Below are 11679 nucleotides of genomic sequence, written 5' to 3' on the forward strand. Positions count from 1 at the left end.
GCGGGCGCTAGCAGCTAGAATTGACGTTGAACAAGTTTAAATGGGAGAATCCATGGAAAAGCATGTCTCGACTCCAGCAGTTCTGTCCGACGCCGAACTCGCTCTCATCGACCGCTACTGGCGCGCAGCCAATTATCTCTCGGTCGGGCAGATCTATCTCCTCTCCAATCCTCTCCTGCGCCAGCCCCTGGAACCAGAACATATCAAGCCCCGCCTGCTCGGCCACTGGGGTACGACGCCAGGTCTCAATTTCATCTATGCACATCTGAACCGCGTTATCTGCGCCCGCGATCTCGACATCATCTATATGTGCGGCCCCGGTCACGGCGGACCGGGCATGGTCGCCAATACCTATCTCGAAGGCATCTACAGCGAGATCTATCCCCATATCGCCGAGACCGAGGATGGCATGCGCAAGCTCTTCCGTCAGTTCTCCTTCCCCGGCGGCATCCCGAGCCACGCAGCACCGGAAACGCCGGGCTCCATTCATGAGGGCGGCGAACTCGGTTATGCACTCGTTCACGCGTATGGCGCCGCCTTCGATAATCCCGATCTGGTCGTCGCCTGCGTTATCGGTGACGGTGAGGCCGAAACCGGCCCGCTTGCAGCAAGCTGGCACTCCAACAAATTCCTGAATCCTGCCCGCGACGGCGCTGTTCTGCCGATCCTGCACCTGAACGGCTACAAGATTGCCAACCCGACCATCCTCGGCCGTGCGAGTGACGATGACCTGGCACATTTGTTCGAGGGCTATGGCTATGAGCCCTTCTTCGTCGAAGGCCATGAGCCTGCAAAGATGCATCAGCAGATGGCGGCAACCTTCGAGAAAGTCTTCGATCGTATCCGCGCCATTCGGAAACAAGCCCGTGACGGTAAGGCGCCACAGGCCTGCCCGCGCTGGCCAATGATCGTACTGCGCAGCCCCAAGGGCTGGACCGGACCGAAAGAGGTGGACGGTAAGAAAGTCGAAGGTTTCTGGCGCGCCCATCAGGTGCCGGTCTCCAATTGCCGCGACGACGACGGGCACCGGAAAATCCTCGAAGACTGGATGCGCAGCTATCATCCGGAAGACCTCTTCGATACTTCCGGTAGACTGAAGCCGGAATTGCGGGCACTCGCCCCGTCAGGCCAGCGTCGCATGGGCGCCAACCCGCACGCCAATGGCGGTATTCTGCGCAAGGAGCTGAATGCTCCCGATATCCGCGCCTATGAAGTAAAAGTGGAAAAGCGCGGTGATAGCATGGTGCAATCCACCGAAATCCTCGGACACTACCTGCGTGACACGCTGAAACTCAACGAAGCCAATGCGAATTTCCGCATCTTCGGCCCTGACGAAACGGAATCGAACCGCCTCGGCAGCGTCTTCGAAGTCACCGATCGTGTATGGATGGAAGAAATCGAACCTTATGACGTCAGCCTCTCCAGGGACGGCCGTGTCATGGAAGTGCTGAGCGAGCATCTTTGCCAGGGATGGCTGGAGGGCTACCTGCTGACCGGCCGGCACGGCCTGTTCTCCTGCTACGAGGCCTTCATCCACATCATAGATTCCATGTTCAACCAGCACGCCAAATGGCTGAAGGTCACCCGCGAACTGGAGTGGAGAAAGCCGATTTCCTCGCTGAACTATCTGCTGACCTCCCATGTCTGGAGGCAGGATCACAACGGCTTTTCGCATCAGGACCCCGGCTTCGTCGACCTCGTCGCCAACAAGAAGGCCGACATCGTCCGTATCTACCTGCCGCCGGATGCCAACACCCTGCTCTGGGTCGGCGACCATTGCCTGAAAACCTATGACCGCATCAACGTCATCGTCGCTGGCAAGCAGCCGGAGCCACAATGGCTGACGATGGACGAGGCGGTAAAACACTGCGAGACCGGCATCGGCATCTGGGATTGGGCAAGTCATGAAGACGATACGGTGGCGCCCGACGTCATCATGGCCTGCGCCGGCGACGTCCCGACCATGGAGACGCTCGCCGCCGTCGATCTGCTACACCAGCATATTCCGGAGCTTAAGATCCGCACCGTCAACGTCGTAGACCTGCTCGCTCTGCAATCAAAGGATCAGCATCCACACGGCCTGACGGACGAAGCCTTCGACGCGATCTTTACGTCGGACAGGCCGGTGATCTTCGCCTATCACGGCTATCCCTATCTCATCCATCGGCTGACCTATAAGCGCACCAACCATCGCAATATCCATGTGCGCGGTTTCATCGAGGAAGGCACGACCACCACGCCATTCGACATGACGGTGCTCAACGAACTTGACCGCTTCCACCTTGCCATCGAGGCGATCGAACGTGTGCCGGGCCTGAAGGAGAAAGTGCCAGAAGCGCTGGAGAGCCTGCGAGCCAAGCTCGTCGAGCATCATGCCTATGTCCGGGAATATGGTGAGGACATGCCCGACGTGCGCAACTGGAAATGGCCCGCAACCTGAGACGAGGTCAGCGGACATGAAGAGGGCCGCGCGGAAACCGCGCAGCCCTTCCCCAGCCGTGGAGCAAGATCACAATTTACTGTCCGTTCTGCGTACCGCTCGGCGTCGTCACGCCCGTCGGACCACCGCCGCTGCCGTCAGGTGTCGGATCGCGGTCTGTGGCTTCCGGCGGCTTGATGGAGCCGGTTGCCGGATTATTGTCGAACGTTCCCTGGCCCGAGGGCTGTGCGTTGATCGGGTCCTGGGTCGTCGATGCGGTCGAAGCCGGTTCATTGGTCGAACCTGGCCAGATGGCAAAACTTGCCGCAGCAATCAGAATGACCAGAATGCCGGCGGCGAGCACGCCCCAGAGCGAGACGCTACGCCGCTCGTCGGCAAGCGTTTTTTCCTCTTCATAGGAGGCCTGCCCGAGTGGCATGCCGGTGTTCTCATCCACAATTCTGTTCTTTTCGTCTCCATATTGGGTCATCTCTTGATCCTCCAATCTGTAACGTAGAAACCAAAACGGCGGGAAGTTGTTCCATCGAGCCGGTTTTCTCGATCTGAGCGGCCCGCGATAGACATTTGTTTTCTTGACCCGCCGGCACTTGCCCAACATCATCCATGACATCAAATCAGGAGTGATCCATGGCATTCGACGGCCGCCTTCTTTCCGGTGTCAGCACGCTTGCCGCGGTGGTCGAAAGCGGCAGCTTCGTCAAGGCGGCGGACGCGCTCGGCCTTTCGGCCTCCGGCGTCAGCCGCGCGATATCGAGGCTGGAGGCACGTGTCGGTGTGCGCCTGCTCGACCGCACCACCCGCTCGGTGAGACTGACGGATGAAGGCGCACGCTTCTACGAACAGGTCGCTCCGCATCTGGATGGCATCGAAGATGCCGCCACACGTGCCTCCGGCGCCTTGTCGACCGTCCGCGGGCGCCTGCGTGTCGATGTCGATCCAATCTTTTCCCGCATGGTGCTGGCGCCACACCTGAAGCAGTTTATGACCCGCTATCCGGCGCTGGAACTCGAATTGATAACCCGCGACCTGATGAGCGATCTTGTCGCCGACGGTATCGATATCGCCATTCGCTTCGGCCAGCAGCCGAGTTCCTCGCGCATCGCCCGCAAGCTGATGGAAACCCGTGTATTGACGGTCGCAACTCCTGCCTATCTCGCTGAACACGGCACACCGAAGACACCTGCCGAAATCGCCGGTCACCTCTGCATTCAGTTTCGCGATCCGCTGACGGGCCGAACCTTCGGCTGGGAACTGCATAGGGGCAAGAAGATCGTGCCGCTCGACGCCCGTGGTCCGCTTCTGATGAGTGATGCCGGCACCATGCTTGATGCCTGCCTCGCGGGCGCCGGCATCGCCCAGGTTCTCGCCCTCAGCGTCAAGGATCTGCTTGCAGAGGGACGCCTTGCCGAACTCTATCCGGACTGGCCGGGCGAGACTTTCCCGCTTTATGCCGTCCATCCATCCCGGCATCACGTGCCGGCCAAGGTCAACGCTTTTATCGAATTCTGCCTCGAAGTTATCAGCCGTTAGATGCGCGAGCTCGAAAGTTGGTGACAACCTTCTGCCCCATATTCCGCACCTGCCGCGACCTAAGCTATGAAATTCCCCCGACCGGAAACACCGCCGAGGAAAGCCATGAAGGGTTTCGCCGCCAACCTCACCGCCTCCCGCCTGGAGGAAATGCTTGCCTTCTATATGGCGCCGGAGGCTGGCAGCCGCGAAGAAGCCGACGAGCGCCGCGAAAACAGCGGATCATCCGCAAAGAAGGCCGATTACATCGCCGAGCGCTCAGCACCCCATCCCGCGCTGACGGAAAACTGAATCGCTACTTTACGACCAGAACCGGAATACCGGCCTCGGACAGCACCTCGGATGTCTGGCTGCCGAGCATGAGCCGCGAGATCCCCCGACGGCCATGCGAAGAAATGACGATCAGGCCGCAGCCCTGCTCTGCCGCCGTTTCCAGGATTGCGGCGGCTGGCGACAGGTGCACCTTGCTGACAAAGTCGGCGATGACGCCGGCATTCCTGGCCTTTTCGCCGATGATCTTTTCCAGGTCCTCGATTTCTTTCCGGCGGCCCTCGTTATAGCTGTCCATCGCTTCCGCTTGCACGATCCCCTGCAGCGCAAAACCGGTCAGCGGCACGATGACGCTGATGACCGTCACGGGAAGGTTGAGCGCCTTGGCAAGCGCAAGACCATGATCGACACCCCGGGCGGAAAGTTCCGAGCCGTCGGTGGGCAGCAATATGCGATTGTACATGGGAGATCCGTTCTGATGGCTGAATTCAAATAAGGCAGGAATTCAACCACAATCGTAATCGCGCGCCTTGACGCAGGTCAACGCCGGACTGAGACGACGGATTTCGAAAGCACCTCACTCAATTCCAGAGGAAGTCCTCGCTTTCAATACGGGAAGCAAGCTTGAGCGTGCCGTCTGGCTGAACGACATAACGCTCGAATTGCCGAAGGCCGAAGTCGCCGAGGAAAGTATGTTTGATCACGGTGCCGGGCTTGTAGGGCGAATGAATAACCTTGCCGCCATAAGTCAGACTACCGGGAATAGGCTGATCCTCCGTCGTCGTACTACAGCCGGCGGCGAGGAGAAGCATTGCGACAATAGCGTATTTCATGGTGGATCCCCGGCTACGAAGCGTTTGCGCCAAAATTATACCGCCTGCGTGACGAACGCGCACTGATAGTTTTGGTTTCGGGGATAATTGGTAGCGGAGGTCCGTTCTTGCCATGACGCGTCCAACAGCCGCTCCATCCGTGCGACTTCATCTCGCGAGAGCGTGCCTCAAACAGCGAGGCTGACACCAAATCTTAGAAATGCGATCGGTCTACTGGTGATATCTCCGATGAAAAAGAATGCCGCTCAGAATCAACGCGTTCAGATTGTCAAGGCATGCAGTCGCAGCTATTCAAAAAGGCAACGAACTGAGGAAGAAGCCACCCGCCATGCTGATGCAGAACAACACGGCCGCGAGACACACCTACCGCGCCGACATAGACGGACTGCGAGCGATTGCAGTCGTTGCGGTCCTTATCTTCCACTCTTTCCCACACGCTCTGCATGGCGGGTTCTTGGGCGTTGATGTCTTCTTCGTGATCTCGGGGTTTCTGATCACCGGGATTATCTCCGGCGGCATCGACCAGGGGACGTTCTCGCTATTAAGCTTCTATCAACGACGCATCCGCCGGATTTATCCGACCCTCATCCTCGTCCTGACAGCTACGTTGCTCGTTGGTTTTTTCATACTGCCGCCAACGCCAATGCATCGACTCGGGTGGCACATAATGGGCGCCGCTCTGTTCATCCCGAACTTGCTGCTTTGGAACGAGTCCGGATATTTCGACGCCGAATCTCTGACGAAACCGCTCCTTCATCTTTGGTCGCTCGGGGTCGAAGAGCAGTTCTATATCCTGTGGCCAGTCTTAATCTTGCTGGTGAAGCGGACCCCGATACGTCTCGCCCATGGCCTCGCGGCAGTTGTCGCTCTTTCGTTGGCTTACAACATCTATCTCTCTTTTACCCTCCCGGCTGCGGCATTCTATTCCCCATTGAGTCGGGCATGGGAATTGGCCGTAGGCGGCCTTATTTCCTGCTTTCCAATTGGTTTCAGGACGAGGAACGCGAACACACTCGCGAGCGGATTCGGCGTCATCCTCATTGCGGCCGCAATGGTGTTTGCGAGTCATTCCATCTCTTCGCCTATATATATGGTTGCAGCCGTAGCAGGTGCTGGCCTCCTTATCACCTCTGGACCGAATAGCGATATCGCCCAGAGATTCTTGGCGTGCCGACCGATGGTAGCCATCGGGCTTATCAGCTATCCCCTTTACCTTTGGCACTGGCCAATATTGGTACTTGCGAGGGGAGACGCCCCTTTTTCGAACAACTGGACGCTCGCGCTTGTCGGGGTTTCCGGCGTGCTGGCGACAGTCACGTACACCCTAGTTGAACATCCATTGCGGCAAATCCCACTGGAAAAGGTTGTCGTTCCCCTGTTCATTGCTCTGGTCGCTCTAGGTGGCTTCGGAGCGGCTGCGAGCCATTTCGATTTTCAATCGCTCACCTATCCCCAAAAGATGCGCGATATTCTTGCTTATGGCCATTACGACTTCCGGTCGAATGCAAGGATCGGCACATGCTGGCTTTACAAGCCGCTCTATATGCCAGATCAACGATATCACCCGGAATGCGACTTCGCTTCTGGGTCTAGTTCACCGAAAATAGCCGTCTGGGGCGACTCGCACGCCGGCCGGCTTTTCCCCGGGCTGTCGCTAGCAGCAGAAGGGAAAGCATCGGTTGCCATATTCGCGGCCGACTCTTGCCCGCCGATCAATAATTTCGGGGCATGTTCGAAGTTCACAGACGATGCACTCTCGGCGATTATCAGAAACAAGCCTGACATCGTTGTCCTCTTCGCTCGCTGGTCGTTCTATTCTGCGGACTATGCCACTGGGGCAGTCGGTGACGGCCTCAAGTTCTACCTGGACGCGCTTCAAAATGCAGGAATATCCGTCGCCATTGTAGGGCCGTTCCCGGAATACAGCGGGCAACTTCCAGACCTCATCTTCAATCAATGGCTGTCTAACAAATCGCGCGGGATACCAAACCGCATCAATGACCTTCCGCGGGCCGATTCGGCGGCTGCCGAGCGCAGTCTGCAGGCGCTCGCCGAGGCGAGGAATATCCCCTATCTCTCCTTGATCGACATATTCTGCAGAGACAACAGTTGCGCCACTTCATGGTCTGACAATCCGTCCGATCTCCTGACGTGGGACTATGGTCACCTAACGACTGGCGCGGGCCAATTTGTGGGGCGAAAACTGCTCAAGATCCTTATCGATCGCCCAAAAACCTGACGGTAAGGCGACTGGTGAGTGAATGCGCCGGAGACCGGGACCTTCGCGAATGCCCCACTGCCTTGGAAAAGGCCGAAGGCATCTTGTCACCCGGTCCGACGGCTATAACTGGCTGACGATCGGCTTGTAAATATCCATTGTTCGTAGGTGCCGAGTACATCGCTCAATGGCGGTACGGCAAAACAAGATCGGCAATGCGGTTTACCTTCAACCAGACTGAAGGAACCTCCAACTCCCACACATCACCGGTAAGCGGGTCGGCGTGCCCTCCCGCAAAATATACCTTTCCATGAAAAACATAGGTCGACTGCTCATGTCGCGCGCGCCACGTCTTGGATAAGGCCAGGCGAGTCCACCTCTCACCATCGTCTGAGTACCAGATGCCATTTCGATTTAGCGTTTCTTTGCTCCATCCGCCAATCACCCACATTCGGTTCTGGTAGGTGATGGCGGAGAACCAGATGCGACCGTGCCATGGAGCATTGGACACCTTGACCCAGTTTACACCGTCCACAGAATTCCAAACGTCATTAAGAGCAATATAATCTGGCGTGTAAGATCCTCCACCCAGGACCCAAAGTCTCCCGTTGTAAACTATCGCCCCATGGAACGCGCGCGGCGTCCACTGGGCATGTTCAGTCACTTTTTCCCAGTTCACTCCATCGACAGAGCTCCACACATCATTCTTGAACGTCTGCTTGCCATCAATGATCTCGAGACCGCCGAATATCCAAAGGCGACCATTAAATTCAACGATAGGAGTTCCTGTACGCGGCGACCAGGCCGCTGCAGGATTCGCCTTGTTCCATATAACGCCATCATCTGAGTTCCAAACTGCATTGGTTGTCAAATTGGCAGGATCAGAAAGTGTCGTTCCGCCCATTACCCAGATCTTGTTTTTGAACGGGATGGTCATGGGAAGGTCTGTGTAGTGGAATGGCAGTTTCTCTTGAACCATGTTCCATTTGACGCCATCCGCCGAATTCCAGACATCCCGCAACAACTCTGTAGGATTAGTTTTCCAGCCCCCCAGAATCCAAAGCTTGTCCTGAAATACAAACTCTCCAGCAGAGTCTCTCGGCTGCCACTCGGCAACAGCTATTCGCTTGAGGCTCGGAGCAGGTATTCCCGGCGAGCCGGCAGCCAGCCAGCCCATGAAAAGACAGATGCCGAACACGAGGAAAAGACAAAGATAAAGGATTTTCCTGGCAAATGAACGCATGATTTGTACCTCTAAGTATTGGACGTACCCCATTCTATCCATAGTTGCCAATTCACTCACCCCTAAGCTTTAATGGTCTCATCCACCTATTAATGATGGGGCGGCGGGGTTAGGCCACCATATTCCGTGCCGCCCGCGGGCTCGAAATCTTGCAAATGATTGGCGCCTCGATCTTGGCAACTCCGGTGCTGCCTATGTCGTAAAGGTGACGAAGGACAATGAGATTGTCGAGGCAAATGTTGGTCATCGTCCGCCCCCTAGGAAGCCAGAGTTTCGAACCGCTGATGAGCGAGCGGTTGCGCCCGTCGAAAGTTTGCCCGTCGTACAGCGACCGCCCATGACGGTCTCGGTGTTGCCGATGTGGACCGTTGGTGGATTGACCCATCAATATATACCCAGCCTGCCCAGTCGTTGAGTTCGACCGGGATTCGGATTTCTATCTAGTCACCAGCTAGGAGCCTATGCTAGGGCTTCGCCGGCCGACTGGGGGCTAAGGTCATCAAGTACTTCTCGTAAAAGTCCGCCGCGCCAATGTTCGGTCGCCCCGGCGTGGCGGATCCGATGATGGCGGCCGAGCGCGGCGAATTCAATATCCTCGTTGCCGGATCCGCCGACCGCGTATCACGTGACATTGCCGACCTTGCCCACGTCCACAAGGTTTTGAAGTTCCGCAGTATCGACATGCAATGCGTCAGTGGCGGCCGGATGGATACCGTTCAGACAGGCATGTATGACATCGCTGGGCAGATGCAACGCGAGGAGGGTACAAGGTCAAGCGCGGAATGACCGACGTTGCGGCTTGTCGCGAGGGCACTGAACAATGAGGGCGTGCCCACACCTTGAAGAAAACAATGGTAAGGCTCGACGTTCAACGGAAATAGCATGCGCGGGAACAGTATGCTGCGGAATCCGATCTATGCGGGTCAGATAGTTTGAAACCGCGTCCATATGGTCAAAGATCCTTCGACAAAAAAAGCGGTGCCTAGCATCAATGACGATTCGAAAATCGAGACAATCGACGCGCCGAGCCGTCGGTGGGCAGCAATATGCGATTGTACATGGGAGATCCGTTCTGATGGCTGAATTCAAATAAGGCAGGAATTCAACCACAATCGTAATCCCGCGCCTTGACGCAGGTCAACGCCGGACTGAGACGACGGATTTCTAAAGCACCTCACTCAATTCCAGAGGAAGTCCTCGCTTTCAATACGGGAAGCAAGCTTGAGCGTGCCGTCTGGCTGAACGACATAACGCTCGAATTGCCGAAGGCCGAAGTCGCCGAGGAAAGTATGTTTGATCACGGTGCCCGGCTTGTAAGGCGAGTGAATAACCTTGCCGCCATAGGTCAGACTACCGGGAATAGGCTGATCCTCCGTCGTCGTACTACAGCCGGCGGCGAGGAGAAGAATTGCGACACAAGCGTATTTCATGGTGGATCCCCGGGCAACGATATGCCGTGAGGCACCATTATACCGGTTACGCAACCCGTGCGCATCGACTGTTTTTTGTCGTTGATAAAGATGGTAGCGGGGGGCGGAATTGAACCGCCGACCTCAGGGTTATGAATCCTGCGCTCTCACCAACTGAGCTACCCAGCCATTATTCAAACGAGCCTTTCGCGAAGCGCTCAGCCCGTCGGATGAGCGGCTTATTAAGAGCGTAGCAGCTTTGTGTCAAGCATATGATGGAGAAAAAGGCCGTGCCGCCGCATCGCCTTTCCCCGGGAATTTTACGCGGCCGCCGGCTGGCTCAAAAGCGCCTTCAGCGAGGCCTCTGCATCGGGCTCGCGCTCGGAACGTTCGATAAAGCCGCCGCCGAAGACGCGGGCGTCGTCGCCGGGAGCCGAATAGAGCGCACAGGCCTGGCCCGGCGCAATACCCGCTTCGCCGACCGTCAGGTCGACATAGGTGCCGCTCGCATCCATGTGCAGCACAGCCGGCGCCGGGGCGCGGGTCGAGCGAACCTTGGCATAGCAGGCAAAGCCTTCGCCTGACGTTGCAACCTGAAGCGTCTCGTCGCCCAGCCAGTTGACATCGCGCAGATAGACGCGGTGCGTCTCGAGCGCCTCCTTCGGGCCGACAATGACGCGGCGCGAGCGGGCGTCGAGATAGACGACATAGAGCGGCTCGCCGGTAGCAATGCCGATGCCGCGCCGCTGGCCGATCGTGTAATGCAGGATGCCCTCGTGCTGGCCGAGGATGCGGCCGTCGAGATGGACGATATCGCCGGCCAAAGCCGAATTCGGCTTCAGCTTGGTGATGATGTCGGAATATTTGCCCTGCGGCACGAAACAGATGTCCTGGCTGTCGGCCTTCTTGGCGACGACGAGCCCCATATCTTCGGCCAGCCGGCGGGTCTCTGCCTTCGGCAGCCCACCAAGGGGAAAACGCAGATAGTCGATCTGTTCCTGTGTCGTCGCGAAGAGGAAATAGCTCTGGTCGCGATCGGCATCGGCCGGTCGGTAGAGTGCGCGGCGGCCGGGATTGCAGGACGACGGATTTGGACGCGAGCGGATATAATGGCCGGTCGCCAGCGCGTCGGCGCCAAGCTCCTTGGCAGTCGCCAGGAGGTCGGCGAACTTGACGGTCTGGTTACAGGCAACGCAGGGGATCGGCGTCTCGCCTGCAACATAGCTTTCCGCAAAGGGATTGATGACCGTTTCGCGGAACCGCTTCTCATAGTCGAGCACGTAATGCGGAATACCGAGCGTTTCGCAGACACGGCGGGCATCGTCGATATCCTGGCCCGCGCAGCAGGAGCCGGCGCGGTGGACCGCAGCGCCATGGTCGTATAGCTGCAGCGTAATACCCAGAACATCATATCCCTGGCGTTTGAGAAGCCCGGCCACGACGGAACTGTCAACGCCGCCAGACATGGCGACGACGACACGGGTGTCTTCCGGCTTCTTGTCAAAATCCAGTGTGTTCACGGGTGCTGCCAAATTCTGTGCTGTTTCGATCCGCCTTTCTCACGTCGGAATGTGGCGGATTTCCTGTATTTCCGGCGGGATCGGCCGCCAGCCTGCATGGGCGACGGATATAGAAACTATTGGGCTCCGACGCAAGACCCGGCTTTTCCGGCGCTTCCGATGGCGTCATGCGCGGGTCATGCATTGCAGCTATTCGCAATCAACCTTTGATAGACC

General features: G+C 57.5%; 11 protein-coding genes and 1 tRNA gene. 5 read left to right on the plus strand and 7 right to left on the minus strand.

Annotation, left to right across the window (positions count from 1 at the left end; all coding sequences use genetic code 11):
• The first annotated feature begins 52 nt into the window (after nt 1-52).
• Nucleotides 53-2440 (plus strand): phosphoketolase family protein, encoded by a 2388-nt coding sequence (locus LVY75_28690; protein XAZ22749.1) that lies wholly within the window; start codon nt 53-55, stop codon nt 2438-2440.
• Nucleotides 2441-2516: 76 nt separating this feature from the next.
• On the opposite strand, the gene LVY75_28695 is transcribed toward LVY75_28690, so the two are convergent.
• Nucleotides 2517-2909, minus strand: a complete 393-nt coding sequence (locus LVY75_28695; protein XAZ22750.1) for a hypothetical protein — start codon at nt 2907-2909, stop codon at nt 2517-2519.
• 158 nt (nt 2910-3067) lie between these two features.
• Here LVY75_28695 and LVY75_28700 point away from each other — a divergent pair, with 158 nt between their 5' ends.
• Both LVY75_28700 and LVY75_28705 read left to right on the plus strand, forming a co-directional pair.
• Nucleotides 3068-3970, plus strand: coding sequence for a LysR family transcriptional regulator (locus LVY75_28700; protein ID XAZ22751.1), 903 nt, complete (start codon nt 3068-3070; stop codon nt 3968-3970).
• A 105-nt stretch (nt 3971-4075) separates the two neighbouring features.
• Nucleotides 4076-4261, plus strand: a complete 186-nt coding sequence (locus LVY75_28705; protein XAZ22752.1) for a hypothetical protein — start codon at nt 4076-4078, stop codon at nt 4259-4261.
• A 4-nt stretch (nt 4262-4265) separates the two neighbouring features.
• Here the strand turns inward: LVY75_28705 and LVY75_28710 are convergent, their stop codons facing one another.
• Nucleotides 4266-4703: a universal stress protein gene (locus LVY75_28710; GenBank protein XAZ22753.1), complete on the minus strand. Its 438-nt coding sequence runs from the start codon at nt 4701-4703 to the stop codon at nt 4266-4268.
• Between the two features lie 118 nt (nt 4704-4821).
• Nucleotides 4822-5073 (minus strand): hypothetical protein, encoded by a 252-nt coding sequence (locus LVY75_28715; GenBank protein ID XAZ22754.1) that lies wholly within the window; start codon nt 5071-5073, stop codon nt 4822-4824.
• 238 nt (nt 5074-5311) lie between these two features.
• On the opposite strand from LVY75_28715, the gene LVY75_28720 reads away from it, so the two are divergent.
• A complete protein-coding gene (locus LVY75_28720) occupies nt 5312-7312 on the plus strand; it encodes an acyltransferase (GenBank protein ID XAZ22755.1) in 2001 nt (666 codons plus the stop codon).
• A 163-nt stretch (nt 7313-7475) separates the two neighbouring features.
• On the opposite strand, the gene LVY75_28725 is transcribed toward LVY75_28720, so the two are convergent.
• Nucleotides 7476-8534, minus strand: coding sequence for a hypothetical protein (locus LVY75_28725; protein XAZ22756.1), 1059 nt, complete (start codon nt 8532-8534; stop codon nt 7476-7478).
• 531 nt (nt 8535-9065) lie between these two features.
• On the opposite strand from LVY75_28725, the gene LVY75_28730 reads away from it, so the two are divergent.
• Nucleotides 9066-9320, plus strand: a complete 255-nt coding sequence (locus tag LVY75_28730; protein ID XAZ22757.1) for a recombinase family protein — start codon at nt 9066-9068, stop codon at nt 9318-9320.
• Nucleotides 9321-9712: 392 nt separating this feature from the next.
• Here the strand turns inward: LVY75_28730 and LVY75_28735 are convergent, their stop codons facing one another.
• The 3 genes from LVY75_28735 to mnmA all read right to left on the minus strand — a co-directional run bounded on the left by LVY75_28735 (nt 9713) and on the right by mnmA (nt 11463).
• On the minus strand, nt 9713-9964 hold the full coding sequence (locus tag LVY75_28735; GenBank protein ID XAZ22758.1) for a hypothetical protein: 252 nt from the start codon (nt 9962-9964) through the stop codon (nt 9713-9715).
• A 91-nt stretch (nt 9965-10055) separates the two neighbouring features.
• Nucleotides 10056-10132, minus strand: a tRNA-Met gene (locus tag LVY75_28740).
• Between the two features lie 131 nt (nt 10133-10263).
• The gene (mnmA, locus tag LVY75_28745) at nt 10264-11463 is read right to left on the minus strand and encodes a tRNA 2-thiouridine(34) synthase MnmA (GenBank protein XAZ22759.1); all 1200 of its coding nucleotides are present in this window, start codon (nt 11461-11463) and stop codon (nt 10264-10266) included.
• Nucleotides 11464-11679 lie beyond the last annotated feature (216 nt).

Origin of the sequence: Sinorhizobium sp. B11 (assembly GCA_039725955.1) — a bacterium.
Lineage (GTDB): Bacteria > Pseudomonadota > Alphaproteobacteria > Rhizobiales > Rhizobiaceae > Rhizobium.

Bases quoted from the DNA above. Each gene is read 5' to 3' on its own strand.
- LVY75_28690 (XAZ22749.1), top strand. From the start codon at position 53: ATGGAAAAGCATGTCTCGACTCCAGCAGTTCTGTCCGACGCCGAACTC.
- LVY75_28695 (XAZ22750.1), bottom strand. From the start codon at position 2,909: ATGACCCAATATGGAGACGAAAAGAACAGAATTGTGGATGAGAACACC.
- LVY75_28700 (XAZ22751.1), top strand. From the start codon at position 3,068: ATGGCATTCGACGGCCGCCTTCTTTCCGGTGTCAGCACGCTTGCCGCG.
- LVY75_28705 (XAZ22752.1), top strand. From the start codon at position 4,076: ATGAAGGGTTTCGCCGCCAACCTCACCGCCTCCCGCCTGGAGGAAATG.
- LVY75_28710 (XAZ22753.1), bottom strand. From the start codon at position 4,703: ATGTACAATCGCATATTGCTGCCCACCGACGGCTCGGAACTTTCCGCC.
- LVY75_28715 (XAZ22754.1), bottom strand. From the start codon at position 5,073: ATGAAATACGCTATTGTCGCAATGCTTCTCCTCGCCGCCGGCTGTAGT.
- LVY75_28720 (XAZ22755.1), top strand. From the start codon at position 5,312: ATGCCGCTCAGAATCAACGCGTTCAGATTGTCAAGGCATGCAGTCGCA.
- LVY75_28725 (XAZ22756.1), bottom strand. From the start codon at position 8,534: ATGCGTTCATTTGCCAGGAAAATCCTTTATCTTTGTCTTTTCCTCGTG.
- LVY75_28730 (XAZ22757.1), top strand. From the start codon at position 9,066: ATGTTCGGTCGCCCCGGCGTGGCGGATCCGATGATGGCGGCCGAGCGC.
- LVY75_28735 (XAZ22758.1), bottom strand. From the start codon at position 9,964: ATGAAATACGCTTGTGTCGCAATTCTTCTCCTCGCCGCCGGCTGTAGT.